Consider the following 25,743-nt stretch of genomic DNA (forward strand, 5'->3'; position numbering starts at 1 on the left):
TTCAGCTCGCGTGCGGTTTGAACGAGATCGGTAACTGGCAGAAGCCCTGAAGGAATTCTCCGCGAATCCGTTCGCAGCGATCGTGCCTAACTTCGAAATCGCCGACAGAAGCCAGAATTTCCTGGAGCAGGACCTGCCCTTCGAGCCGGGCGAGATGCTGGCCGAGGCAGAAGTGCAGGCCCGTGCCGAATGAAAGATTGCGGCGCTGGCGGCGGGTGATGTCGAAGCGGTCGGGCTTGTCGAACTCGCGCTCGTCGCGGCACGCTGCGGCGTAGAGGAACAGAACAGACTGCCCCGGTCGCATGGTCTCGCCATGAAGTTCGACCTCCTGGCAAACCCTGCGGCCGAGCATGTTTGTCGGCTGATCGAAGCGGGCCGCCTCTTCGAAAGCGGCGGCGCAAAGCGTCGGGTCGTCCCTGACCATGCCGAGCTGGTCCGGGTTCGCGGCGAGATTGTAGATCGTGCATGCCGTGGTCAGGGGGAGCGTGTCGGAGCCTGTGATGACCATGGCGAAGATGCTGAAGAAAATCTGCTCGTCGGTCAGCCGGTTGCCGTCGACGTCGGCATTGAGCCAGGTGACAATATGGCTGTGTTCGGCAGGCGGGTTCTGGCGGTACTTCTCGATCAGCCCCATAATGTATTCGCGCGCCTCGGCAAAGGCTTGGGCACCTTCGGGCGTCGTACCGCGCACACCGGGCTCGCGCAGGTAGAACCGGTCGATATAGCCGCGGATGCGCAGGGCTTCCTCGTATTCCAGACCGATGAACGCGGCGATCAGTTGGAGCGCCGTCCGGCTGGCTAGCCGGTAGACATCGATCTCCCCCGTCGACAGCATGGGCGCTATTTCAGTGCGGACCACACCGCGGACATGGTCTTCGATCAGTGCGATCTTGTCCTTCAGGTAGGACCGCCCGATGAGCCCCCGGGTACGGCCATGCGCAGGAGGGTCCATGAACAGGAACACCTCTGGCTGCGGCGCTTCGGACAGGAACAGCGCATCGGGGGATGTGCCGTGTGTGGCCGTGTAGGCCTTGCGGTCCATGCTCGCCTTCCAGATGTCTTCGAAGCGGGTCAGCGCCCAGCAGTCGAGGTCCTCGATGTAATAGGCAGGCGCCTCATCCTGCATCCGCTTGTAGGTGTCCCACGGATGGGACCACAGGCTTTCGTCATAGGGCGAGTAGCGGATGGACATCGGACAGTCCTTTCATCGTGTCTTGGTGGAAATCGCACCGGCTGCATCGGTGTGAGCCAGAGCGCGGCATTGCTGCGCGATTGGTCCGCGCCAGTTGGTCAGCGCGGCAATGGCGGGCAAAGGGGCTCATGAACCCGCGCCCGCGCGTTCGGCCGCCAGGATCGCATCGTGTCTTGCGGTCAGAAAATGCCAGAGCGGTTTGGGTCTGTTGCTCAAGACGGCTCTTGCCATCTCGCGCGCCCAATACCCCTCGTTCCCGAAGTCGCGCCTCCATTCCTGCGCCCTGAGCGAGAATTGATGCAGGTCGTATTCGCGCGTAAAGCCTATGGCGCCGTGCACCTGATGGGCGATGTCGAAGACCCTATCCGCGGCCTTGCCGACACGCCATTTCGCCGCCGCGATCTCGAATGCTGCGTTACCCAAGGTCATTGCCTGGCAGGCGCTGGCGGCCGCACAGGATGCTGCGGCGCTTTCTTCCACTGCAAGCGCGAGCTGGTGCTGGATGGCCTGGAAGGAGGACAGCGACCTGCCGAACTGCTGGCGGTCGCGGGTATACTCGATGGCGAGGGCTACCATGGCCTCGATTGCACCTGCCATCTGGCACGCGCGCATCAACGCCGCTTGGTGCGCATGATCCTGCGGCCCGCCGTCCAGTGGGCCTTCCGCGATGAGCGCAGCGCCGAGGTCTTTCGAGATCAGTTCTGCCCTTGAAGGTCGCGTGCCATTGCTGGTGAAACCGAACTCTTCCAGATCGACCAGTCGCCAGCTCTTGTCTCCAAGAGCCAGGACCCAATCCAGTTTTCCGGCCGCCAGCATCCGTTCGAGCCCCGCCGGACCTGCGGGATTGACCGAATGGAGAAGAAAACCGCCCATGCCCTCGGGAGATTTGAGCGAGAGCCCAACGAGCCATGAACGGGCGAGTATCGTCTCGCTCACGGGGATTTCGAGCCGGTGGATCGCGCTGGCCTTGAATACCGTCCCCGCATCCTCCCAGTCGCCACCAAAGCCCTCTGCTTCTTGTGATTGCAGAAGGCCGGGCAGACCCAGCTCTTCGATCGCGTGCCAGCTTGCGCGAGGGTCGGCGTTTCGATCCGCCGCCAGATCGGCGAAAAGGCGCTCGACCGTCTCCTTGAGAATGGACCGATGTTCGTTCATCGCAGGCCGAGCTCCCGGGCAATGATTCCGCGCAGGATTTCTCGCGTTCCCCCTCTGAGGGAAAAGCAGGGCGAGTTTGCGACGAGATAGGTCAGGACAGGTTCGATCGCGGATCCTGCATCGCTGAAAGACGATGCGGTGAATGCTCCCGAGAGGTCGCGCGCGATCGACTGCTCGTAGCGTGCGCCCAGGTCTTTGACGATGGCGGCTTCGAGCATCGGCGCCTCACCGCGTTCCAACCGCGAGGCGACGGAAAGCGACATCTGCCTCAAAACCCACAGCTCTGCGGCCCATTCGCCCAGAAGTGCGAGCATCGCATCGTTCGGTTGCTCGTTCAGTGTTTCGCAGACCGCTTCGAGCAGCACATGGCTGCTGAGAAACCGTTCCGGACCGCTTCGTTCGAGCGCCAGTTCGGCGGTGACTTGAGCCCAGCCTTGGCCTTCCTCGCCAAGCAGCATGCGGTCGGGCACGAAAACACTGTCGAAGAAAACCTCGCAGAAATGCGCCGCCCCGGTCTGATCCTCGATCGGCCGGATGGTCACGCCCTCGCTCGACAGATCGACCACGAGCTGGCTGAGCCCGTCCCGCGACGATCGCGCGTCTTGCTGGGTGGTACGGACGAGGGCGATCATGAATTGGGACTTGTCGGCAAAAGTGGTCCAGATCTTGGAGCCGCTGATGGACCAGCCGCCGTCCACCCTCTGCGCGCGGGTCCTGAGCGATGCCAGATCGGAACCCGAGTTAGGCTCGCTCATCCCGATGCAGAAGAAGAGTTTGCCCGTCGCGATCTGCGGTACCAATTCGCGCTTCAGATCGTCGCTGCCGAATTTGAGGATCAGCGTGCCGCTCTGGCGGTCGGCGATCCAATGTGCGGCGACGGGGGCGCCCGCGGCAAGCATTTCCTCAACAACGGTATAGCGGTCCAGTTGGCTTGCCGCCTGTCCGCCGAAAGTCGTTGGCCAAGTCATGCCGATCCAGCCCCGTGCGCCCATCGCGGCGCTCAACCCGTCATCCCAGCCAGACCAGCTTTGCGCACGCACTTCGGCCGGCAAGTGGGCAACCTTCTCGTCGAGGAATGCGCGGACGTCGGCGCGCAGGGCGCTCATGTCGGTCGCTGCCCTGATCGGTTCGAAGTGAACATTCATCGGCTGAACAGGCCCCGCATATACGTGGCTGACGTGCTTCCTGCCTGCCGGATCAGTGAGTTAGTGGACATGCCCGTCTGCGTAGCCGTGGCACCAGTCACCAACATCTCGCATTCGGCTCACTTGTCGCGGCAAGCGGCCCGTACCCGCGATCAGGTGGCGATGTGAAAGCCGCCATCGACTGAAAGATGCTGCCCGGTCACATAGCTCGCGGCATCTGTCAGGAAGAACCAGGTTGCCGGCGATACTTCCTCGGGATCGGCGAAGCGACCCAGCGGTATCTGCGCCAGATAGCGTTCGCGGAAGCGCTCGTTGCGGATCGTTTCGGTCATCGGCGTTTCGACCACGCCGTAGCAAATACTGTTCACGGTGATTCCGTGACGCGCCCATTCACGTGCCGCGCTCATCGTCAGGCCCAGCACGCCTGATTTCGCTGCCCCGTAATTGATCTGACCGATAGTGCCGCGGCGCCCGGCGTCGGAGGAAATGTTGACGATCCGTCCGGGCGATTGCACGCCGCGCTGCGCCTTCTCGATCAGCGCCCGGCCCACGGCGCGAAGGCACAGGAATGCGCCTGTCAGGTTGACGTCGATCACTTTCTGCCAGGTTTCCAGCGACATTTCATGCGCCAGAGCCGCGCGGACCACGCCGGCATTGTTGATGAGCCCGTCGAGATCCCCGAACCGGTCGATCGTCCCGGCGACCAGTTCGTCGACTTCCGATTCGACAGCCACATTGCTCGCAAAGCAGGCGAGGTTGGGGCTGTCGATTTCGTCGCGCGCCTGCTCGAGTGCTTCGGCATTTATGTCTACCAACGCGATGTTGGCCCCCCGCGCGAGGCCGAATTCGGCAAGGGCACGGCCCACACCCTGGGCGCCGCCGGTTACGATAATCGTACGGCCTTCGAGGCCGAAAGCGTCGGTCATAGTTCTTCTCCGGATAGGGGGTGACAGTCAGCAGGTGCCGATTACGGAAATGCTGCAGACGTTCTTGTTCGGGAAACCACCGAGATTGTGCGTCAGTCCCAGCTTCGGCGTGTCCAGTTGCCGGTCGCCCGCCTGGCCGCGAAGCTGGAGATAAAGCTCGTAGACCATGCGCAGGCCGGTTGCCCCGATCGGGTGCCCGAAGCACTTGAGACCCCCATCGAGATTGCAGGGCACTTCCCCATCGGCGTCATAGGTCCCAGCCAGGACGTCGCGCCAGCCTTCGCCGGGCTTGGACAGTCCGAGGTCTTCCATCGTGACCAGTTCGGTTACCGAGAAACAATCGTGCACTTCGATGAGGTCGAGTTCCTCGCGCGGGTTTTCTATGCCGGCCTCGCGATAGGCGCGCTGCGAAGCCAGGCGCGTCGTCAGAGCGTAGCTACCGTCCCACCCGTCGAAACCGATTTCCGAACCATTGCTGAGCGCGAGCTGCATCGATTTGACCGTCACCATCGGCCCTTCGCCGACTAGCTTTTCGGCAATTGCCGGAGTGGTCACGATCGCGCAGGCCGAACCGTCGCTCACCCCGCAGCAATCGAACAGGCCGAGCGGGTAGGCGATCATCGGCGCGTTGAGGATCTTGTCCTTGTCCACGCGCTTGCGCAGATGCGCCTTGGGGTTTTTGGCTCCGTTCTCGTGGCTCTTCCACGAAACATGCGCCATCGCCTCCTTGAGCTGCTCCATGTCGATGCCGTGCGCCTCGACATAGGAACTGGCGAACTGCGCGAAACTGCCGGGGGCGGTGACGCTGGGGAACCAGAGATCCTCGAAGGTGCCCTTTGTCCTCTCGGGCAGACCGCCATAGCCGGTGTCCTTGAGCTTTTCGACACCGAGCGCCAAGGCGACATCATAGGCGCCGGACGCCACACCATAGACCGCGCCGCGCAGGGCTTCGGTGCCCGTGGCGCACATATTCTCGACACGCGTTGCGGCGATATTGGGCAGGCGTAGGGCGGTGGAAAGCGAAAGGGCCGATTTACCCGGTCCCTGATCGTCGGAGGACAGGCCGAACCAGGCCGCTTCGATGCGATCGCGCTCGATATTGGCGTCTGCCAGCGCTTCTTCGAATGCCTCGACCATGAGGTCTTCGGCGCTGCAATCCCAGCGTTCGCCGAAGCGCGTGCAGCCCATTCCGACGATGGCGACCTTGTCGCGGATACCTTCAGCCATGGTGTGTCGTTCCTTGCTTTGCGGGGGGAACGGTGCGGGGGCCGTCCAGATTGCGGGGCGGCACTGCCTTCCAGCAGTAGCGGCGGAATCCGCGCTGCGGGTCGATGTCCTTGATGCGGAATTGCATCGCGAGCGGAGAACCCACCGCGACCTCGCCCGGAGCGAAATCGCTGAACTCGAGCATCGTCACACCGCCGCCATCAAAGCGGATGTTGCCGTAGATCAGGGGCGGGTTGAACGATAAGGCCAGCCAGTCTTCGGTGAAGGATTTGACCGATGCGCGCTTGTCGGCGAACGGCTCCTTCACTTGGGTTCCGGTCGACCGGCAGGATGGGTTCACGCATACCCGCGTCCGCGGGAATTGCGGTGTGTCGCATTCGGTGCAGCGCCCGCCGACAAAGCCGGTTACCGTGTGGCGATGTCGGAAGAATGCCGATTGTGCCGTGCGGTTATCGCGCTCGGCGCGCATTCCCCAGTCCATTTCGACCAAGCCGTTGAAAGACAGAAAGCGCAGATAGTTGTCGTCTTCCACAAAATCGGCGAGCATTGCCCGGGCGCCGATCAGTGGCGCGGCGTTGCCGATGCGATCGGTGGTCCTGAACAGGATCAGCTCGGCGCCCTGGCCGTAGCCCAGCAACAGAACGAATTCGCCGGGACCCGCATTCTGAAGCGTGAGGGTCAGCGAAAGCAGCGGGTGAGCACAACCGGCGTCGCCAGCCTTAGAGATAATCTCTTCGGGAATGGCCTCCGCCGCGATTCCGCATGCCGCAGCCATCGAATTGGCGTCGCGCGGATTGAGGCCGGCAGGCACGAAATGGGCGATGTCGGTCGCTGCTATCCCGGCCTTCTCGAGCAATCCCGTGACTGCCTGAGGGATAATCCGGGAAAGCCCTTCGTCGCGTGCCCAGCGTTCTTCGAGCACATAGTCGAACGACGCTCCGCTGGAGCGGTAATGATCGGTGAAATCCACCGAAGTGGCGTGGGCGCAGACGAATTCGGCCAGCAGCTCTGTTTCGCCGATCGAGAAGGCTGCCGCCGCATCGCCGTATTTGAGTTCCTGGGGGCTGCCGGGTTTCGCCTGCCGCTTGTCGGCAGCGACGACGAGGCTGTCTCCCGCTCCTTCCAGGGCCAGGCGCAACGCCGTTACACCCGCTTTCAGCGAACCGCCTATATCGGCGGATGCCGCAGCATCGCCCAGACCTGATGCGGCCGCAATCAGCCCGGCATTCTGGCGATCGGCGAATGGCATGGTGGTCGAGGCGAAGAACAGCGATCCCGGATCGCCGGAGCCGCCAAGGCCGTCCAAGGCATGATGCGTTGCCGCGACTGCCATCGTGATACTGTCTTCATCGTGAGAACAGATCGCACGATGCCCCTTGGCCGCACCGGGCATCGAAGGTGTGGCCCATCTGACCGCCGAGGCGATTGCCTCGCGTGGAAGTCTTCGGCGCGGCACATAGGCGCCGAATGAGGTAATCCCGCGTTGCTTCAATTCCTGCTCCTGCCGAAAGTCGGCCATCTGCCGAGTCTGGTGGCCCGATCGCGCTCTCTCCGCCCCCGGGGAGACCGGAGGATGCGCGGCTGACTTGGCGGCTAGAGGAGCTCCCGCTCAGCTTGAACTCGCATCGAACCGCATTCATCCGGGCGGTGAGCCGCTCCCCCTTTTTGCGAGTTTGAAGTGAGGATGGCCGTTTGTAGGCCAGCGCGATGTGGCCAGCGGCTTTGCATCCCGCCGGCTCGAAGCAATATCGGGAATTAGAGAATGGCGCCGTCCGAGGACAATGAACATCTGACGATGCTGCGCGACACCTTGCGCCGCTTCATCGAGAACGAAATGCCGCGCGATCAAGTCTCGCGCTGGGACAAGGAAAACCGCTTTCCACGCGACGTCCATGACAAGCTGGTCGAACTCGGCCTCACCGGCCTGACCGTACCCGAGGAATACGGAGGCTCGGGCCGCGACATTCTCGCGACGATCCTCGTGATCGAGGAGCTTTGCTCGCGAAGCATGGCGGTCGGGTGCGCCTATATCCAATCGAGTTGCTATGCCGGCCTCAACCTGTGCGAAGTGGCCAGCGAAGAGCAGAAAGAGGCGCTGCTGCCGAAGGTCGCGCAGGAAGGCCTGATGTTCGCTTACGGTTTCACCGAACCGGATGTCGGAGCCGACCTTGCCAGCGTCAGCACGAGCGCCCGGCGCGAGGGCGACGAATTGGTCGTCAACGGGGCAAAGCGGTTCTGTTCGGGCGCGGCGATCTCGGACTATATCTACGCACTGGTACGCACTGGTTCGCCGGAGGAGAAATACCGCAATCTCTCGCTGGTTCTTATAAGGCCCGATGCCCCGGGAGTGACGCTGACGCCGCAAGACACGCTCGGGCTCAAGGGCGGGGGCACCTTCGATGTCAGCTTCGACGATGTGCGGATTCCGGTAAGCGACGTTGTCGGAGGCGAGGAAGGCCTGGGACTGGGGTGGCAAAAGCTTGTCGGCCCAGGTCTCGACATCGAAAAGCTGGAGGTCGCCGCGATGGCGCTCGGCATTGCCCGCGGCGCCGTGAGCGATGCCTGGGACTATGCCCAGCAGCGCGTCCAGTTCGGCAAGCCCATCTGCACCATCCAGTCGGTTCGCCATATGCTGGCCGACGTGAAGACCAAGTTCGAAGCCTGCCGTCTGATGACCTATAACGCAGCCGAACTGGTCGCTTCGGGAGAGCCTGCCGCGGCGGAAACTTCGATGGCCAAGCTCTTCGTGTGCGATACCGCCCGCGATATCGTCCTGACCTGCCAGCAGATCATGGGCGCTTACGGCTATGTCCGCGATTTCGATATGGAGCGCTACGTGCGCGACATTCTGGTCATGCCGATCCTGGGGGGCTCCTCCGCCATCCAGCGCAACAATATTGCCAATCTGCTCAAATTGCCACGTTAGGCACCTTCGAGGGCTGCCCCCGCCTTGCTTGGCATCCGATCGCTAAGCTGAGCAAAAGCGAGTTTCCGGCGAGTTGAGCGAAAGCCCTGGACCGCCAACCCTTCGTTCATTGGTTCGGCGGCGGGGGCTGACGCATGCTCTCCCCGATGGGGCCGATCAGGAGACATCATTCGCGGAGCGACAGGCGATGGGAATTATCAGCAGCAGTTTTGTCAGGAATTGCTGGTACGTAGCCGGTTTCTCGCACGATTTCCCCGCCGACCGGATCGAAAGTCGGAAGATCGCGGGCGACCCCGTGGTGTTGTATCGCCGGAGCGACGGCCATCTTGCGGCGCTGGCGGACCGGTGCGCCCACCGCCATGCACCGCTCTCGCTCGGGCGGGTCGAGGGCGACGACCTGCGCTGTATGTATCACGGCCTCAAATTCAGCCCGGACGGGACATGTGTCGAGATCCCCGGGCAGGACCGGATTCCTGACAGGAGCTGCGTAAGAAGCTATCCGCTCGTCGAGAAAGGCGGCTGGGTATGGATATGGATGGGCCAAAGCGATGCCTGCGATCCCGGCCTTATTCCTCCCGTCTGCGATTTCGACGATCCGGAATGGGTACAGAGTTCCGGTCAGCTCGATTATGAGGCACCTTACGAGCTGATAAACGATAATCTGCTCGACCTGTCCCATCTCGCCTTCGTCCACGCGGATTCCTTCGGGGCGACGACGGGATGGAGCGATCGCCAACCTCGCCACACGCTCCTCGATCGCGGCATTCGTGTCGAGCGCTGGATCGAGGCGGCACCCCCTATCCCGCCATTGCCGCAGCTCTCGGCGTCGGACACCGTCGATATCCGGTCGTGCTATGAATTCCACATCCCGGGAATATTCCTGATGCGTACCTCGTTCCACCGGACGGGAGCGGCAAAGGCTGCGGATTGGGGCGATCCGGTCGATGAGGAACTGTTCGCCCATTATTCGTGCCAGTCGGTCACTCCGATCGATATGCGTAGGTCGCGGACGCTGTTCAGCTGGGGGCCGGGGGCGGCATTCGGGGATAGGGCGATGGCGCAGCAGATGATCGCCATGGCTGATCACGCTTTCAGGGAAGACAAGGTCATCATCGAAGCCCAGTTCGCCAATCTCGACGAGGAATCGGGCGCGCCGATGCTCGCCACCCAGGCCGACAAGCCGCTCACTATCTTTCGCGGAATCATGCAGAAGGCGCGCAACCGCGAACGCTATGGATCCGTTGCCGAGGCCGCGCAGACTGCGGTTCCGACCGAGAGCCCGCCCATGGCACGGGCTTCGTAGCGGTGCTTGGGGCAACGACCGGCATGGCCTGTCAATCTGCAACCGCATCGGGCGATCGCCACGCTGCCATAGCCGAGCCGGACGGCGAGGTGTCCGCTCTGCTCGCGGAAGCACGGGCGCTTGCGGGATACGACGATTTCGGGGACCCCGCCTTTCTGGAACCGCTCGCGATGCTGCTGCGCTGCGTCAGAGCCGATGGCAATCTATCGCAATCCGGCGAGGCGACGTTTCGGCGCAATATTCTGCGCTGCCTGGTGAACCGCCTGTGGACCCAGCGGGACTTTTCGGCCCATCCGGAAATTTTCGAGGAAGACGTCGACGATCCCATCGTAATCATCGGCCTGCCACGATCGGGCACGACCAAGATGCAGCGTCTCCTGTCCGCGCTTCCCGATGAGGATGTCCAGCGCACGCCCTTGTGGCGAATGCTCTATCCGGCCCCATTCGAGGGCACGCGCGCCGATGATTCCACCCGCCGCATAGCAGCGGTGGCATCGATCGGCTTCCATTCGGATGGGAATGCCGACCTGGCGGCGGCGCATCACATGGCGGCGCAGGAGCCGGAGGAAGACGTCCTGCTGTTCGATGCCACATTCGACGACTGGCTGTGGCCATCGATCTATGCGCCGTCGGTGCAGTATTACGAATGGGTCATCCAGCGACCGAGGATGGATAATTACCGTTACCTCAAGCGGATGTACCAATACCTGCAATGGCAGGACGGTGGCCGCAGGGGGCGCCGCTGGATCAGCAAGAACGTTCAGCATATCGCATCGCTGGAAGAACTGCTCCGGTGTTTCCCCAAGGCAACCATCGTTCAGTGCCACCGCGATCCGAGAGTTTCGATCCCGTCCCTGGCCAAGCTGACCCACACCCTCTGGTCGGCATTGGTGAACGATCCCGATCCGCATTTCGTCGGGGCCTGCATGCTCGATTGGTGGGCACGCGCGACCGATAGCTATATCGAGACCCGCGATCGTCTGGGCGATGAGTTGCAGATCATCGATCTGCCATACGATCGCATCAAGAGCGACGCCGCTGGCGCAGCCATCGCGGTGGCCGAAGCTGCCGGAATACCGATGAGTGCAGAGAAAGCCGCCCTCCTGCGGGGGTGGGAAGCTGCGAACCCGCAGCACAAACATGGCCGCAACGACTACAGCGCCGACCAATTCGGCCTCGACGAGGAGGCCATCGGAGAGCGCTTTGCAACCTACATCGACCGTTTTGTCACTCAGGGGAGAGGCGCATGACCGTTTTGGAAGCCGACAATCGGGCGATGCTCAAGCAACTGGCCATCGATGCCTATATTTGGGGTATCCCGCTGGTTCAGACACGCATGTATCTGGAACTCGCCGAACGGCTCGAACTACCGTTCAACCAGCTCTTCGGCACGCCCGAACTGTGCACTCCGCAAAGCCTGGTTCCCTTGCCGAATGTCGATACTCTATACGGCATAGGGTGGCTCGACCTGACCACGCAGCCGCAATTGCTGAGCGTACCCGAGGCTCACGACCGTTATTATCTCGTTCAGCTCAACGATGCCTATCTCAACAGCTTTTCCTATATTGGTCGGCGGACCACGGGTACCGCGCCGGGCCTGTTCGCAATCTGCGGGCCGGGCTGGGAAGGGGATTTGCCTGAGGGTGCAATCCGCGTCGATGCGCCGACGAACCACGTTCTGGTCATAACGCGCGTGATGGTGGTGGATCGCGACGATCTGGCGGAGGCTCTCAGAGTTCAGCAAGGGCTATCCCTCACCGGGCTGTCGGATTTTCCCAAGATCACCAATCCCAATCGCCCGATCGACGATGCGTTCGACAACTTTCCGATCTTGCAGCCCGCGCGGCTTGGAGCACGATATTTCGACGAGCTGTGCGCCGGATTGCTTGAGAACCCACCACCGGAAGAAGACGGCCCATTTCTCGAAAAACTCACCGCGCTTGGCATCCGACCTGGGGCCAAACCGAGCCAATCGGGGGACGGTGAACTGATCGACCTGCTCGATCAGGCGGCGAGCGAAGCCAACGCTATCATCCACGGCAGGGCCGGATGGCTGATCGACACGCGCGACGTGAACGGGTGGCAGGTCAGCTACGGGATCACGCAGCGGATCGAAGACCCTCTCGATCGCGCGGTGGTCGCGAAGCTAGGTCCCGGCTGCCTCGTCCCGCAAGAAGGCCTGTATTTCTCGCTAAGACAGGGGCCGGACGGAGAGCTTCTGAGCGGCGACAAGAGCTACGTGTTGACCTTTCCGCCGGGGCAGACACCGCCCGTCGATGCCTTCTGGTCGTTGACCATGTATGGAGATGACTGGTCGCTCGTCGAGAACCCGATAGATCGTTATGCGATCAGCAATCGGACCCCCGGCCTGCGCTATGAAGACGATGGCTCGCTGATCCTGCATATCCAGCACGAACGGCCGACCAGTGGCACCAGCAACTGGCTTCCGTGTCCGCCACCCGGATCGCCGCCCTTCCATCTCTTCATGCGGACGTATCAGCCCCGTGCGGAGCTATCGGACGGCCGCTACGAGATGCCACCGCTCCGGCTTGGCGATAGCGCCCGATAACGTCGGAAACCACTCGGGCCAGATCGTCAGCCGGCCCGGTCCGGCCGATGATGGGGGCGCGGCAAGGATCGAACTTGCGGCCCCACCTGTCGGCAGCTTTGGCGAAGTTTCGAAGCGCTACTTTGCCGCGCTACTCCATTGCAAAATGTGGTGGCGGGATCTGCCCTGGTCGATGTCTTCGTAAGCCGACAGGATAAGCCCTCCCTGACCGTCGAACTGGGCCAGCCGACGCTGTTCGGTTCCGGTCATGTCGGGATTAAGCGACATAACGACCTCATGCACGACCTCTTCCCCTTCTATCCGCCACGGGCCGGCATAGTGGAAATAGCTGTCGAATGCGGCCGACTTTTGCGCAGAAGCGGCGTTGCGGGCATTGGCAATACCGAACTTCTGCCGGTCGCCTTTGGCAATGCTGGCGGTCATCGTGCCATCCGCCGAGTAGACGATATAGCCCTGTGCCCGCTCTCCGAACGGGCGCGTCACGCCGTCGTCACCATACTCGATCCGCCAGTCGACCAGCTTCCATGCCCCGATGAAGTCTTCCGGTTCATGCGGCATCGGCCACCTCCTCACGTGCGGCCGGCCGGCGGCTCTGGACGATGCGGAACCGACCGGCGACGAAGGCAAGGTCGGCAAGGCAGGCATTGCCGGCCGGGTTGAGCCCAGTCACATGGTAATCGCTATAAGCTGCTGCGAAATTCGCCCACATCGCGCCGTGGAGATTGATCGAGAGATTCATGCCCGAAACCGTATAGGCATCCAGCGAACGGGCGATGAAAGCTTCGTCGGTCGAATAGAGGTAGGACGATATGGCGCCGTGTTCGCGCACTAGCTGCGTTGCTTCCTCGACCGCGTCGTCACCGGATTCGGCTGCGATGATAAACATCACCGGCCCGAAATGTTCTTCGGCATAGAGCGCCGCATTGTCGGCCGGGAGCGTCACGATCAGCGGTGTCATTGTGCGGGCATCGGGAAAGTCCGGATGTTCGTAGGGGGTGGGGCGGCGCAGCACCTTTGCAGCGCGGTGTTCCTCAGCCTCTTTTTCCAGTCGTCGAACGATATCGCAACTTGGCTCGGCCTGCACAGCGCCCATGATCCCGGCGGCCATGGCCGGATGCTCTGCGATTTCATCGACCGCCGCAACCAGCGCCTGCGCCACATCATCGAACGAAACAGGCCCCATTGCCGTCGTGAAACCTTCCCTGGGGACATAGATGTTCTGTGGGCTGGTGCACATTTGCGCGGAAAACAGGCATGTTGCCCGCGCGATCGCCTTGGCGGTCTCGGCAAGGTCTTCGCAGCTTTCGAGGACAACGGAATTGATGCCTGCCGTCTCGGTGAAAAGCAGCTTGCCGGTAAGGGTTCGCTCGAGATGGCCGCCGTAGCGCGGGCTTCCGGTGAAATCGACAATTTGAACGGCGGGGTGATCTATGAATTCCTGTGCCACCGGTTGCTCCAGCGTATCGACCGCCAGTGTCACCAAATTCGGATCGCAGCCGAAATCGGCCAGCACGCGGCGGCATTCCTGCACCGCAATGGCCATTGGCAGGATCGCGATCGGGTGTGGCTTGACGATTACGGGGTTGCCCGTTGCAAGGCTTGCGAACATCGCCGGATAAGCATTCCAGGTCGGGAACGACGCGCAGCAGATTACCAGTCCGATACCGCGCGGCACCAGCGTGTATTGCTTGTCTAGCGCGACATCTTCCTTGCCGAAGGTCCGCTCCCATCTGGCTGAAGGCGATACGTCGCGCATTGCCTTGGCGGCATAGGCCAGCGCCTCGATCCCGCGATCGAGCGCGTTCGGACCGCTGCCGCTGAACGCCTGTGTGTAGCTTTGCCCCGCGACGTGCATCACCGAATGTGCCATCTCGAAGTTGCGATCGTAAATCCGCTCGGCCATCTCCAGGCACAAGGCGATGCGTGCCTTCGATGCGGTTTTGCGCCATGTCGGCATCGCCGCCTGTGCCGCTTTGATCAGCATAGCCGGATCGCCCTGAGGGTAGGTGATCCCGAGGGGTTGCCGCGTGAATGGCGATACCTCCCAACCGAGCTGCCCAATCGTGCCCGGTTGTCGAAGGTCGAACGGCTTGCCGAGCAGCGTTTCGAATGCAGCCTTCCCGGCCTCGGGTTTCCCCGGCGCATGAAATTTCGAGCTGGGAGAATCGCGGAACGGGCTCCAGTTCTTGCGGGTCTCGATGGCGTCGATCGCTGCATCGAGTGTTGTAGCATGGCGAGCGATGAGGTGCTCAAGCGTTTCAGTCATTTCAGGATTCCATCAGCTCGTCAGTTGAGTCGTTCGACCACCATCGCCGCGCCGGTGCCCGAAGCGCCGGTGACCACAACCAGGCCGAGCGTTCCGTCGGCTGCATCGAGCGTGTCCAGCAGGGTCGAAGTCAGGATTGCGCCGCTTGCGCCGAGCGGATGCCCCTTGGCGATGTGCCCCCCGCTGACATTCACCTTTGCCGGATCGGGTCTGCGGTCGCGCAGGAATTTGGCGATCGTCACCGCAAAGGATTCCATGAACTCGATCCGGTCCATGTCATCGAGCGTCATGTCGGCGCGTTCCAATGCCTTGTCCATCGAGGCCAGTCCTGCGGTAAGCGAAGCGGCAGGGTCGCCCCCGCATTCGGCATAGGCGACAATGCGGGCGCGCGGGCTTTCACTCAGTTCGCGCCTGCCGATAAGAGCCAGAGCGGCTCCGTCGCAGACGGGCGGAGCGTGTCCTATCGTGTGGAGCGGCTTGAAATGCTCATTCCCCAAGGCTTCGCTATAGTGCTCTTGAAGGGCACCAAATCCGGGCGGCATTTTGGCCAGAGACTCGCCATCCGTGCCGGGGCGTATACACTCCTCGCCATCGAGCGTTCCGGTTGCGATACGCGAGCGTTGCAGCGCCGGATCATTTTCCGCAGCGGCGGCCTTTTGCTGGGAGGCGAGGGCAACGGCATCGAGTTCTTCGCGCTCGATCCCCTCGGCATTGGCCAATCGGTCCGCCGCAAGCACTACCGGGATATAACGCGCGCGGAGTGGAAGGGATGCATCGCTGTAATAGGCTGCTCGGTCGCCCATAAAGGGAACGCGGCTCATACATTCGACGCCGCCGGCGAGCACGCCTTGGGCTTGCCCGCTCGCGACCAGGCTGGCTCCTTGCCCGATCGCCGTCAGGCCCGAAGCGCAGTAATTGTTGAGCGAGATCGCGGAGGTATCGTCAGGCAGCCGCGCATGCAGCTTGGCGATGAGCGCGATATGTCCGCCCTGGTCATCGGCCTGGCCAACACAGCCAAGCATGAGGGAATCGGGAGCGCGTGCATGTGTGCCGCAACGCTGCTCCAGGGCATCGATCTGCTGGCGGACGAGTTCCTGCGGACTGAGAGCGGCAAGCCCACCGGCTTCTTTCGCTTTTCCGCGCGGGGTACGAAGCGCGTCATGGATGAATACTCCCTCCACCCCATCAGACTCCGACAATGAAGCTGCACGCGGTCGTAGCGCTGCCGCCGACATTGAAGGTCGCCATGTTGCGCGCGCCATCGATCTGGTAGTCTCCGGCATTGCCGGTGACCTGCCGCCAGCTATCGAGCATCATGCGAACGCCCGTCGCGCCCACCGGATGGCCGGTTCCGATCAGCCCGCCCGATGCGTTGACCGGTAATTTCCCGCCAAGAGCGATGGTGCCATCCTCGATCGCGCGCCAGCTTTCACCCGGCGGTGTGATCCCGAAATGGTCGATCGCCATATATTCGGTTATCGAGAAGCAATCGTGCACTTCGACACCGTCGCACGCATAGACATCTGCTAGGCTGGCGCGATGCAGCGCATCCATCATGGCCTTGCGGACGAAGGGAAAAACGTAAGGCTGTCCCTTGCTGTCGTTGATTTTGCGCCGATACATGAGCGGTGCGGTGGTGTGGCCCCACCCCTTGATCCGCGGCACGGATTCCAGCGGAATGCCGCGACGCTTCGCCCATTTTTCTGCGTAGGCACGCGAGGCGAGAAATATCGCCGCTGCCCCATCGGTCACCTGACCGCAATCGGATTTGCGCAACCGGCCTTCGATGCGCGGGTTCACCTCGTCATTCTCTCCCAAATGCTCATCGGTGATCGCCCAGCCGCGCGTTTGCGCATTGGGATTGCGCTTGCCATTGGCGAAGTTGTTTTCGGAGATCGCGCGCAGGTGGGCACGGTCGATTCCGTGTCGCTTCTCGTACTCCTCCTCGACCTTGGAGAACATCCAGGGCCACAGATAGCGAGCCTCGTTCGCTTCCTGCCCGACCCACGCCGCCGCCCCCAGATGCTCCGCCGCCGTCTGCCCGGATACGTTGCGCATGAGCTCGATCCCGAGCACGAGCGCGAGATCGTAACGTCTGGCCTCGATTTCCGCTGATGCGGCCAGGATAGCGATGCTGCCCGATGCGCAGGCAGCCTCGTGCCGCGATGCCGGGACACCGGCAAGATCCGGATGAACATGGCCGAAGAAGCCGCCGAGCTGACCTTGCCCGGTAAACAGTTCGCCCACAAAATTGCCGACATGCGCGGTGTCCACTTCGGCGGGCTCGACACCGGTCGCCGCAAAAGAGGCCTCGGCCACTTCACGGAACAGGTCGAACATGCCGTTGCCCTCGCGTTCCATGTTCCGCGCGAAATCGCTTTGCGCGCCCCCCAGAACGAAAACTTCGCCAGTCATATCGCTATGCTCCTTCCCGTGATCCAAGGGCATGCTCGCGCACTTCGCTGCGCATCGCCTTGTTCGTGACGTTGCGCGGCAGGGCCTCAAAGCGGTACATCCGCTCCGGCAATTTAAACACGGCCAGATCCTTCTCGCGCAGGAAGTCCGTAACCTCTTCGAGTGTGATTTCCCGGTCTTCGCGCGGCACATAGGCCAGCCCAATTCGCTCCCCCATTACCGGATCGGGCAGGGAGAAGGCGCAGGCCTCCGCCAATAGCGGATGCCCGCCGAGCAACTGATCGATCTCTTCCGGTGCGATATTCACACCACCGCGAATGATCAGATCCTTGCAGCGACCGACAAAGCGATAGAAACAGCCATCGCCTGCGATCTCGAACAGATCGCCGGTACGGAAGAACCCGTCGGGGGTGAATGCCGCCTCGGTTTGCTCGGGCGCGTCGTGGTAGCCTTCGAACACGGACGGTCCGCGAATCTCCAGCTCTCCCGGTACGCCCACTTCGGTGATCTCGCTGCCGTCATCGACCGAAACCAGCCGCGTTTCGGCAATCGCCGCCGGGGTGCCGCCCAGCATCGGCTCAAGCACCATCTCGCGGGGGAAATAGCTGGCGCGCTCGACCGGATCGGGAACCGCATCGGGGCCGGTGACGAGCGACATTCCCTCGTTCGAGCCGAACAGGTTGACGACCATGATCCCAAAGCGTTCCTGAAAGCCGCTGACCATGGATGGGGCCAGTGGGGCCGAACCCGAACCGATAGTGCGCAGGCTGGAAAGGTCCACCTTCGCCAGCAGCTCCTCGTTCTGGAGCAGCATATTGAGCACGGCAGGCGGCGCGATGGTGAATTGCGGGCGTTCCGTCGCGATCTGGCCGAGAAACACCTGCGGGTCGAACGGGTGGTGCAGCACCATGGTGCCGCCGACGCGCAGCCAGCTCATCGTCACCCCGCCGATGCTGGCCATGTTGATAAGCGGGAACGGATTGAGCATCACGTCGCCATCCCGTAGCCCCGAAGGCTGGTACGTCCCCGGTGCGATTGCAATCCAGTGATTATGACTGCGCGGCACGCCTTTAGGGGTGCCGGTGGTGCCTGACGTCCAGCAGATCGTGAATATATCGTCCGCATCTACTCGATGTGTCTCGCGATGTACCGCGAGCAATCCCGGGTCCGCCCGGGCGGCGCTGAGATCGACCGTATCATCGGGCGCATCAGGCCCGAAGGTCATGATCTGGCACCCCGCGCCAATCACCTTGCGCGCGGTCGAAAGATGATCGCCGCCCTTGAAGCGGGTTGCGCAGACGAATGCGCTCGGCTTGGCGATGCGATACATCTCCGAGAGTTCATGGCTGCGATACTGAACCGCCGCCGGGCTCACGACCGCGCCGATCGTCGCGGCGGCGAAATACAGGTTCACGAACTCGCTGATATTGGGCAGCTGGACCATGATCACATCGCCCTTGCCAATGCCATTTGCCAGCAGGGCTCCGGCCAGACGCTCGGTTTCCGCAAGCATTTGCGCATAGGTCAGCCGCTGCGGCTCTCCGAATGCGAAATCGGCGCGGTTCGGCGGGTCGACGAGCGCCAACCGTTCGGGATGGATTCCGGCATTGGCGCGAAACATATCCGCTAGGGTCGTGTCACCCCACCAGCCCTGTTCGCGGTAAAGCTGCCGTTTGTCCTTCGTCGCCGTGACCATATCAGGCCGCGAGCACGCTGTTTTCCGGCATGCCGATATCGCTGCCATTGGCCCAGGTCGAATGCGTGCCCGAACAGATCCTTTCCGGCAGGATGATGCGGCAGACCGGACCTGCCTCGATATCTTTCGCATCGAGAAGGATGCATTCGGATTGGTCCGCATTCACATCGGAGACGTAGGAAATGATGTAGCCATCATCCTCGTCCTTGGCGCCGATGCGGGGGACAAAAGGGCTTTCGCTGGCGTAACGGCCTTCGCCCAACTCGTAGCTACAGCTTTCGCCGGTCTCGAGGTCGTGTTTCACGATTCCCTTGAACAGGAACCAATACGGTTCCGGGATCGCGCTATAGGCATAGCGGTACTTCCGCCCGGCGTATCTCTGGTTGATCATGCCGAATTCGAGGATGCGGTCGTCCAGGCGTTGCTCCACAGTCTCGCCGGTTTTCATATTGAAGCGCCAGCGGTGCAGCTTGGGCTTCATCAGGCCCTGACTGAGATAGGCCATCATCCGTTCGAGCCCGTCGGGCGCATCGGGATAGCTCTTGGGTTGCGGCTCTTCCTGGAAATATCCGTCGAGCACGATCTCGTCGCCTTCCTCATAGGCGTTGAGCCAGTGCAATGTGTAGGTCGGCTCAGCTTCGAACCAGCGGATATCCTCCGGCTGACCATAGCGCGGGATAATCGCGAAACGGGTCTTCATCTCCGGATGAAACTCGACCGCATGGACATTGCGTTCGAGCAGTTCCTCGTTCCAGAACAAGGGCATGTCGTTGAGGATCGAGTAGTTTTCGGTGAAGCACATGTCATGCGGCAGACGCGGCCCCGGCAGCGGGATCGGAACATAGTGCTTCAGCTTGTTGTCGGGACCGACCACGCCATAATGCATGTAGGGCGCGTGCTTCGAGTAGTTGAAGAACAGCAGCTCGCCGGTCGCTTCATCGAGTTTGGTGTGAGCGGAAATTCCGTCGACTGGAACCCAGCCTTCAGTGCCGAACTGCTCCATGGTGAACGGATCGAGGCGATATCCTTCGCCGCATTGATAGAAGGTCGAGAGGATTTTCCCCGCATGCACCACGACATCGGTCGAGGAGCTGTCTTTGAGCCATTCCTGCGCACCCCAGCCCGGGCGCGTGGATTTGTGCGGTGGTTCCATCAGTCCGGCCCATAGCGAGCGCCCGGCTTCCCGTTCGGCTTCGAAGCCCTTGGTGCGCACGAACCGGCTACGATAACTCGCCTTGCCATCCTTGAAACTGATCGAATGAACAAAGCCGTCGCCATCGAAGGGGTGATAGCGCCCGATCGGTTCGTGAATCTGGTTCTCTCCAGTACGAACATAGACCCCATCGATATCTTTCGGGATCTCGCCGATCACTTCGGCCTCGCCATCGGCAAAGGTCGCATTCCATTCGTTGAATGTCGGGCGCCAGGCTCCCTTCATATAGGGATGATCGTTGGGCCGGATCGTAGTCTTGATCGTTTCAACCAGTTCCGCAGGCATTTGTCTCACTCCTCGATCTGGAACGGCGGCATCTGCGCCGCGATTTGATATTCGTGGCGCAACCGCTCAACGATTGCACCGACAGGCTCGATGGCTTCAACTGCGCCGACACCCTGGCCGGCGGACCACACGTTCTTCCACGCCTTGGCGTCGTCCTGTGCATTCTCGAAATTGGGCTTCTTGTCCTCCGGCATGTTGTCGGGATCATGCCCCGCCGCGATCAGGCTGTCCCTGAGCCAGTTGGCGGTTACGCCGGTGATGCCCTTCGACGGGACGACCTGATCGGCCCCGGCTTCGACCACCATTTGCTTGTAAGCGTCCGCAGCCATGCTTTCCCGGCAGGCGATCAGCGCCGTCCCGAGATAGGCGAGGTCCGCCCCCAATATTTCCGCAGCACGAATTGCATGCCCGGTCGAAATCGCTCCACCCAGCACGATCGGCCCATCCCAGAAGCGCCGAACTTCCTCGACGAAGGCAAATCCGGCAGTCTGTCCGGTGTGCCCTCCGGCACCCGACGCTACCAGCACCAGCCCGTCGACTCCAGCCATCGCCGCCTTGCGCGCGAAACCGACCGAGTTCACGTCCGCGAATACCAGGCCCCCATAGCCGTGGACCCGATCGACTACGCGGCTCGGGCTGCCCAGTGCGGTGATGACCAGAGGGGCCTCGTACCGGACGACAAGGTCCAGGTCCGCCGGCAACCGATCGTTCGAGGGGTGCACCACGAGATTCGCCGCCCATGCCGCCGCTTGCGGGTCGGCGCCGAGAGCGTCGGTGATTGTCCCGAGCCACTGATCGAGAATCTCGGGCGTCCGCGCATTGGGCGTAGGGAACGATCCGATCATGCCCGCACGCGATGCCGCGATGACCATGTCCGGCCCCGATACGAGAAACATAGGCGCAGCAATCGCCGGGATGCGCAAATTGCGCGTCAGTCGGGCCGGGAGCCTGTTCACCAGATCGCTCCTTTGAGAAAACCGCGTGCTGAGAGTTGCGTAGTCATACTAACTTGTATAAACATACTACATCTGCAGTTGCAATAGTCGATCCGACACGGACGCATCGCAACAGTCCATAAGGGGGAGATAGTCATGAGATCGATCGTCAAAATTCTGCTGGCCGGGACCGCTTTCGCAGCACCGGGACATATCCTTGCGCAAGACAATCCCGTCGCTACCACGGGAGGTGACGGGGCCGAGGATGTCGAGGAGGCCGGTGGTCTGGATGTCATTGTTGTTACTGCGCAAAAACGTGAACAGGGGCTTTCCGACGTTCCGATTTCGATTTCGGCAGTTACCGGTGAAGCGATCGAGTCTTATGGCCAGGCCAATCTGGAATCAGTCTCGTCCTCGATTCCCAACCTCAAGATCACCCAGACAGCCATCGCAAACCGCATCGCCATTCGCGGCATCGCCTCGGGCGACAACAAGGGCTTCGAGCAATCCGTGGCAATGTTCGTCGATGGCATTTATTACGGGCGCGACCAGTTGAGCCGCATGCCTCTGGTCGATCTGCAGCGGGTCGAGGTCCTGCGCGGTCCACAGCCAACGCTTTTCGGCAAGAACGCCATTGCTGGCGCGGTAAATGTCGTCAGCCGCCGTCCGACCGACCATTTCGAAGGATCGCTCAGCGCGAGCTACGAATTCGAGCATGAGGAAACGCGCATTACGGGCGTCGTTTCCGGGCCGATCTCCGACACGGTCGGCGCGCGCGTCGTGGGATATTACCGCGACATGGACGGCTACTTCTATAATACGAGGCAGCAACGCAACGAACCCAATGTCCGCGAAGCCTTCGTGCGCGGGATCCTGGCTTTCGAGGGTGGCGGCCCCCTGTCTGCCGACCTGAAAGTCGAATATGCCGATTTCAAGACGAAAGGGCAGCCGCGCGAGGCTTTCGGTCCGGCAAGAAGTTACAGCCTTGTGTTTGCGGGGCCGCTATTCGTGGAAACGGATGAGGATTATGTCCGGGCCGACGGAGGCTACGAGAGCCGTAACAAGATACTCAACGCCGTGGTCAACGCCAATCTGGAGCTGGGCGATCATACGCTTACATCGGTGACGGGCTATCTCGACTACAATGTCGATGAGACAATCGACGTTGACTTCACCAATCTGCCCCTGCTCGACGGCACTGCTCAATCGGAAGATTATCGCCAGTTTTCGCAAGAATTGCGGATTGCCTCGCCGGGCGATCGGGCTTTCAACTACATCGCCGGCGTCTATTACCAGAACACCAAGCTGGGCCTGACCGATCACGTGCAGTTCAATCCGTTCTTCTTCGCAACGCCGTTCAGGGCGTTGGGCGATACCTCCAACGACCGCGACTATTCGCAAAAGTCCGACCTGTATTCCGTCTTCGCCCAGGGCGAATATTCTCTTACCGACGATCTGCGCATCACCGTGGGCGCGCGTTTCAATCACGAGAGCAAGACAGGTAGCCGCGCCCTCGAAATCAATCGTGGGCCGCTCAGCCTGGCAGCCACGCCGCCGATCATCGATCCAGTCGTGATCGGAACGTTCCGTGCACTTAACATCGAGGCGCACACCATATCCGGCAAGCTGAACGAAAGCTCGTTCAACCCGATGGCCAATATCCAGTATGACGTTACCGACGCTTTGATGCTTTACGCGTCGTTCGCGCGCGGATCCAAGGCCGGCGGTTTCGACGCTCGCGGCAATTCGCTGCCAAGCTCGACCACCGTCGCTTCACCCGGCGCATTCGAGTTCGGTGACGAGCGAGCCGACAACGTCGAAGTGGGGCTGAAATACCAGACCCGCGACCTGGCGTTTAACCTCTCGGCCTATCGCACGAAGTATAGCGATCTGCAGACCAACGTGTTCGACGGCGTTCTCAACTTCAACGTCAAGAACGCCTCGGGCGCGAAGACGCAGGGTGTCGAGGCGGACATGCGCTGGGCGCTGGACGAGCACTTCACCCTGAGCGCGGCAGTCGCCTATCTCGATTTCGAATTCACCGATTTTCCGCTCGGACAGTGCTATTTCCAGCAGGTGCCGGATAATGGCGGCTTCTGCAGCTATTCGGGCAAGCGCAATGCACTTACGCCGGAATGGTCAGGCAATCTCAACGGCGATTTCAATCACGAGATCGGCGGCAATCTGAAGCTGGGCATCAATCTCAACGCCGATTTTTCGAGCAGCTACATTGCCGCGGCCAACCTCGATCCGCGTACGAAGCAAGATGGCTATGTGAAGATGGGCGCTCGGCTCTCGCTCGGCCATGTCGATGACAACTGGACGATTGCGTTGATCGGCCGCAATCTCACCAACGAGCGGATCATGCAGACTGCCGGCGCCTTGCCCTTGGCCACTACCATCACGGGCGGGACGGGCATCGCCTACAACGCCATCTATGATCGGCCGCGCAATATCGCACTGCAAGTCGATATGACATTCTGATCGATGACACGTAGCCCAGCCGCAGTGTCAGACGCAGCCTGGCGGGTCTCCCCTGTCGGGCTGCGGGCAGGCTACCTATGAGGTCTCGGGACTACCCCGAGGGTGCCTACGGCGATCCGGCGATGGAGATGGTCATCGTAAAGCTTGCATCCCTTTCCTTAGAGGTCGATGCGCATATCGACCGAGTGAGTTTGCCAGCCTACCAGGCGATTGCCGACCATCTCGTGCAAAGAGAATGAGCGAGTTCCAATTGAGCGCATCGAGACAGAAATGAAGCAGGGAACAATCAGGGCGTGCTCGATATGGCGTGCGCTGGAGGTCGTCGGCGATGTCCCGGTCCTGCTGATAATGGAACGGGCGTTTCTCGGCACCAAGACGTTTCAGAGCTTCGTCGAAGAAACAGGCGTCCCGCGTTCCGTGGTGAGCGATCGCCTGAAAAAACTGGTCGCCGAGGAGTGTCTGTCGAAGCGACCGGTGGAACACCAACGGCACAGCCGCTACCACCTGACCGAGAAAGGGCGCGCATTGTTTCCTGTTGCCCTTGCTATGGTCGGTTGGCAGCACGAATGGGAGAGTGGACAACGCGGCTTTTCCGTCCAACTGGTTCATGCAAGCTGCGGCCATGTGGTGGAACCGCATGCCAACTGTTCCTCTTGTGATCAGGAGATCGACCCGCGAGACGTCGATTGGAAACCGGGGCCAGGCCTTGTCCAGGTCGTGCCGCATTACAGCGCGCGACGGCGCCCCTCGAAGGGTGTAACAAGCCGCCGCGACAAAGCCGCGCTGGTAGATACGGTCATTGCCTTGTTCGGGGATCGCTGGTCGACCTTGATCGTGCGAGCCATGTTTGCCGGATTTCATCGGTTTGAACAGATCCAGCAGGATACGCAAATGGCCCCGAATATCCTTTCGGGCCGCATCTCCGAATTGATGGAGGCGGGCATTCTGACGGCGCGGCAATACACCGATCATCCTCCACGGCAGGAATACCGGCTGACCGCCAAGGGAAGGGCGCTCTACCCGGTCATTCTTTCATTGCTGCAGTGGGGAGACCGCTACTACGCTGACGCAAAAGGCCCTCCTTTGCTGCTCTCGCACAAGCCTTGCGACAATCCGCTGGAGATGGTGATGGCGTGCGATCGCTGCGGGCATGCATTGCAATTGGACGAAGTTACCTTCCAGACCGCATGAAACCGGCCTCGCTGTCGAAATGACCCCTACGTGCTGGATGAATGCCGCTCATCCGTTGATGAAAGGCTGAGCGGTGTATGCCGACGCACCTACCCGGATGTTCAATTGGGCAGCTACACGCCCGATGAAGCGTTCTTCGACCTTGTCCGCTCAAAGCTGGTGGCGGGTGCGATGCTCGCCGAGATCGGCGGCAAGGCGGTTGCCGACGCCAATGTGAGCGCCACCGCGAAGGTGCAGAAGGGCATCATTCGCGACTACGTATCCGGCGCGAACGAGCGCGAGCAGGTGACAGGCTGGCTTCCTGCCTACTTCCGTTTCCCGGCTGAATCCTACACGCCGAGCGGGGCAGGGCGGCTGTCGGCCAACGCCGCCAAAGCGGCGCAGATCGCCACACCAGCCGAGAAGTGATCGACAAGGGCGCGGCGCTCATGCGAGCGCCGCGCCTGCCGTTGGAATGACCTGGAATGCGGTGGGTCAAGGCCCACCCGCCTCCCGACGCCCGCCGCGACCGGCGGGTGTCCCGTCTGAATCGGGTTAATCTCAGGATTTGCGCGGTATCGGTGTGAAATGGCCGCGCCGAGAGCCCGAACCGCAAGCGACCCGCAAGGAACAGGTCGCCGAAAGTGTGGCAGCGTCCACTGCACAGGCTGCGTTCGAGATCGAGCGCCGCGAAGTGCTGGCGCTGTTGGGGTTCGAGACGGAGGCCTGGAAGGAGACCGGCAAATATCGGTTCGGCTGCGGTGAGGAGCTGTCATTTGAAGCTCGAACCCATGTGTGAGCATTTTGCCGCCAATTGCCACGCTTCGTGCCATCGA

At 61.6% G+C, this 25,743-nt stretch carries 21 protein-coding genes; 8 read left to right on the forward strand and 13 right to left on the reverse strand.

The window, feature by feature from the left end; genetic code table 11:
* Position 1: 1 nt before the first annotated feature.
* From MUY37_RS09595 to MUY37_RS09620, 6 genes are all read right to left on the reverse strand, one after another.
* Complete coding sequence (locus tag MUY37_RS09595; RefSeq protein ID WP_499195165.1) at positions 2–1,192, reverse strand: cytochrome P450; 1,191 nt, start codon at positions 1,190–1,192, stop codon at positions 2–4.
* Between the two features lie 126 nt (positions 1,193–1,318).
* Entirely contained in the window at positions 1,319–2,347 is a 1,029-nt protein-coding gene (locus tag MUY37_RS09600) for an acyl-CoA dehydrogenase family protein (RefSeq protein WP_499195166.1), read from the reverse strand.
* Positions 2,344–3,453 (reverse strand): acyl-CoA dehydrogenase family protein, encoded by a 1,110-nt coding sequence (locus MUY37_RS09605; protein WP_499195167.1) that lies wholly within the window; start codon positions 3,451–3,453, stop codon positions 2,344–2,346. Before MUY37_RS09605 ends, MUY37_RS09600 begins: the two co-directional genes overlap by 4 nt.
* 191 nt (positions 3,454–3,644) lie before the next feature.
* Entirely contained in the window at positions 3,645–4,418 is a 774-nt protein-coding gene (locus MUY37_RS09610) for an SDR family NAD(P)-dependent oxidoreductase (protein WP_499195168.1), read from the reverse strand.
* Positions 4,419–4,445: 27 nt separating this feature from the next.
* The gene (locus MUY37_RS09615; RefSeq protein WP_499195169.1) at positions 4,446–5,645 is read right to left on the reverse strand and encodes an acetyl-CoA acetyltransferase; all 1,200 of its coding nucleotides are present in this window, start codon (positions 5,643–5,645) and stop codon (positions 4,446–4,448) included.
* Positions 5,638–7,164 carry a 3-oxoacyl-[acyl-carrier-protein] synthase III C-terminal domain-containing protein gene (locus MUY37_RS09620; RefSeq protein WP_499195170.1) on the reverse strand — a complete coding sequence of 509 codons (1,527 nt, stop codon included), beginning with the start codon at positions 7,162–7,164 and terminating at the stop codon, positions 5,638–5,640. Before MUY37_RS09620 ends, MUY37_RS09615 begins: the two co-directional genes overlap by 8 nt.
* A gap of 243 nt (positions 7,165–7,407) precedes the next feature.
* Here MUY37_RS09620 and MUY37_RS09625 point away from each other — a divergent pair, with 243 nt between their 5' ends.
* The 4 genes from MUY37_RS09625 to MUY37_RS09640 all read left to right on the forward strand — a co-directional run bounded on the left by MUY37_RS09625 (position 7,408) and on the right by MUY37_RS09640 (position 12,443).
* Positions 7,408–8,571, forward strand: a complete 1,164-nt coding sequence (locus MUY37_RS09625) for an acyl-CoA dehydrogenase family protein (protein WP_499195171.1) — start codon at positions 7,408–7,410, stop codon at positions 8,569–8,571.
* A gap of 187 nt (positions 8,572–8,758) precedes the next feature.
* Positions 8,759–9,874: a Rieske 2Fe-2S domain-containing protein gene (locus MUY37_RS09630; protein ID WP_499195172.1), complete on the forward strand. Its 1,116-nt coding sequence runs from the start codon at positions 8,759–8,761 to the stop codon at positions 9,872–9,874.
* Between the two features lie 23 nt (positions 9,875–9,897).
* Entirely contained in the window at positions 9,898–11,124 is a 1,227-nt protein-coding gene (locus MUY37_RS09635) for a sulfotransferase family protein (protein ID WP_499195173.1), read from the forward strand.
* Positions 11,121–12,443 (forward strand): DUF1254 domain-containing protein, encoded by a 1,323-nt coding sequence (locus tag MUY37_RS09640; RefSeq protein ID WP_499195174.1) that lies wholly within the window; start codon positions 11,121–11,123, stop codon positions 12,441–12,443. The genes MUY37_RS09635 and MUY37_RS09640 overlap by 4 nt, the downstream gene beginning before the upstream one ends.
* A 117-nt stretch (positions 12,444–12,560) precedes the next feature.
* On the opposite strand, the gene MUY37_RS09645 is transcribed toward MUY37_RS09640, so the two are convergent.
* The 7 genes from MUY37_RS09645 to MUY37_RS09675 are packed head-to-tail and all read right to left on the reverse strand — an operon-like array spanning position 12,561 to position 21,274.
* Complete coding sequence (locus MUY37_RS09645) at positions 12,561–13,001, reverse strand: lipocalin-like domain-containing protein (protein ID WP_499195175.1); 441 nt, start codon at positions 12,999–13,001, stop codon at positions 12,561–12,563.
* Positions 12,991–14,709, reverse strand: a complete 1,719-nt coding sequence (paaN, locus tag MUY37_RS09650; RefSeq protein ID WP_499195176.1) for a phenylacetic acid degradation protein PaaN — start codon at positions 14,707–14,709, stop codon at positions 12,991–12,993. Before paaN ends, MUY37_RS09645 begins: the two co-directional genes overlap by 11 nt.
* A gap of 20 nt (positions 14,710–14,729) precedes the next feature.
* Positions 14,730–15,890, reverse strand: coding sequence for an acetyl-CoA C-acyltransferase (locus tag MUY37_RS09655; RefSeq protein WP_499195177.1), 1,161 nt, complete (start codon positions 15,888–15,890; stop codon positions 14,730–14,732).
* 4 nt (positions 15,891–15,894) lie between these two features.
* Complete coding sequence (locus MUY37_RS09660) at positions 15,895–17,124, reverse strand: acetyl-CoA acetyltransferase (protein ID WP_499195178.1); 1,230 nt, start codon at positions 17,122–17,124, stop codon at positions 15,895–15,897.
* A 4-nt stretch (positions 17,125–17,128) separates the two neighbouring features.
* The gene (locus MUY37_RS09665; protein ID WP_499195179.1) at positions 17,129–18,820 is read right to left on the reverse strand and encodes a class I adenylate-forming enzyme family protein; all 1,692 of its coding nucleotides are present in this window, start codon (positions 18,818–18,820) and stop codon (positions 17,129–17,131) included.
* Between the two features lies 1 nt (position 18,821).
* A complete protein-coding gene (locus MUY37_RS09670) occupies positions 18,822–20,318 on the reverse strand; it encodes a carotenoid oxygenase family protein (RefSeq protein WP_499195180.1) in 1,497 nt (498 codons plus the stop codon).
* Positions 20,319–20,323: 5 nt separating this feature from the next.
* Entirely contained in the window at positions 20,324–21,274 is a 951-nt protein-coding gene (locus tag MUY37_RS09675; protein ID WP_499195181.1) for an NAD(P)H-dependent flavin oxidoreductase, read from the reverse strand.
* Between the two features lie 135 nt (positions 21,275–21,409).
* Between MUY37_RS09675 and MUY37_RS09680 the strand changes: the two genes are divergently transcribed.
* From MUY37_RS09680 to MUY37_RS09695, 4 genes are all read left to right on the forward strand, one after another.
* Positions 21,410–23,737: a TonB-dependent receptor gene (locus MUY37_RS09680; RefSeq protein ID WP_499195182.1), complete on the forward strand. Its 2,328-nt coding sequence runs from the start codon at positions 21,410–21,412 to the stop codon at positions 23,735–23,737.
* Positions 23,738–23,947: 210 nt separating this feature from the next.
* A complete protein-coding gene (locus MUY37_RS09685; RefSeq protein WP_499195183.1) occupies positions 23,948–24,928 on the forward strand; it encodes a winged helix-turn-helix transcriptional regulator in 981 nt (326 codons plus the stop codon).
* A 30-nt stretch (positions 24,929–24,958) separates the two neighbouring features.
* Positions 24,959–25,336: a hypothetical protein gene (locus MUY37_RS09690; RefSeq protein WP_499195184.1), complete on the forward strand. Its 378-nt coding sequence runs from the start codon at positions 24,959–24,961 to the stop codon at positions 25,334–25,336.
* 139 nt (positions 25,337–25,475) lie between these two features.
* Positions 25,476–25,706 carry a hypothetical protein gene (locus MUY37_RS09695; protein WP_499195185.1) on the forward strand — a complete coding sequence of 77 codons (231 nt, stop codon included), beginning with the start codon at positions 25,476–25,478 and terminating at the stop codon, positions 25,704–25,706.
* The last annotated feature ends 37 nt before the right edge of the window (positions 25,707–25,743 follow it).

Origin of the sequence: Qipengyuania sp. ABI-127-1 (assembly GCA_022953095.1) — a bacterium.
Classification (GTDB): Bacteria; Pseudomonadota; Alphaproteobacteria; order Sphingomonadales; family Sphingomonadaceae; genus Qipengyuania.

Bases quoted from the DNA above. Each gene is read 5' to 3' on its own strand.
- MUY37_RS09660 (WP_499195178.1), bottom strand. From the start codon at position 17,124: ATGACTGGCGAAGTTTTCGTTCTGGGGGGCGCGCAAAGCGATTTCGCG.
- MUY37_RS09665 (WP_499195179.1), bottom strand. From the start codon at position 18,820: ATGGTCACGGCGACGAAGGACAAACGGCAGCTTTACCGCGAACAGGGC.
- paaN (WP_499195176.1), bottom strand. From the start codon at position 14,709: ATGACTGAAACGCTTGAGCACCTCATCGCTCGCCATGCTACAACACTC.
- MUY37_RS09610 (WP_499195168.1), bottom strand. From the start codon at position 4,418: ATGACCGACGCTTTCGGCCTCGAAGGCCGTACGATTATCGTAACCGGC.
- MUY37_RS09670 (WP_499195180.1), bottom strand. From the start codon at position 20,318: ATGCCTGCGGAACTGGTTGAAACGATCAAGACTACGATCCGGCCCAAC.
- MUY37_RS09645 (WP_499195175.1), bottom strand. From the start codon at position 13,001: ATGCCGCATGAACCGGAAGACTTCATCGGGGCATGGAAGCTGGTCGAC.
- MUY37_RS09605 (WP_499195167.1), bottom strand. From the start codon at position 3,453: ATGAGCGCCCTGCGCGCCGACGTCCGCGCATTCCTCGACGAGAAGGTT.
- MUY37_RS09630 (WP_499195172.1), top strand. From the start codon at position 8,759: ATGGGAATTATCAGCAGCAGTTTTGTCAGGAATTGCTGGTACGTAGCC.
- MUY37_RS09635 (WP_499195173.1), top strand. From the start codon at position 9,898: ATGGCCTGTCAATCTGCAACCGCATCGGGCGATCGCCACGCTGCCATA.
- MUY37_RS09680 (WP_499195182.1), top strand. From the start codon at position 21,410: ATGAGATCGATCGTCAAAATTCTGCTGGCCGGGACCGCTTTCGCAGCA.
- MUY37_RS09620 (WP_499195170.1), bottom strand. From the start codon at position 7,164: ATGGCCGACTTTCGGCAGGAGCAGGAATTGAAGCAACGCGGGATTACC.
- MUY37_RS09600 (WP_499195166.1), bottom strand. From the start codon at position 2,347: ATGAACGAACATCGGTCCATTCTCAAGGAGACGGTCGAGCGCCTTTTC.
- MUY37_RS09595 (WP_499195165.1), bottom strand. From the start codon at position 1,192: ATGTCCATCCGCTACTCGCCCTATGACGAAAGCCTGTGGTCCCATCCG.
- MUY37_RS09625 (WP_499195171.1), top strand. From the start codon at position 7,408: ATGGCGCCGTCCGAGGACAATGAACATCTGACGATGCTGCGCGACACC.
- MUY37_RS09640 (WP_499195174.1), top strand. From the start codon at position 11,121: ATGACCGTTTTGGAAGCCGACAATCGGGCGATGCTCAAGCAACTGGCC.
- MUY37_RS09615 (WP_499195169.1), bottom strand. From the start codon at position 5,645: ATGGCTGAAGGTATCCGCGACAAGGTCGCCATCGTCGGAATGGGCTGC.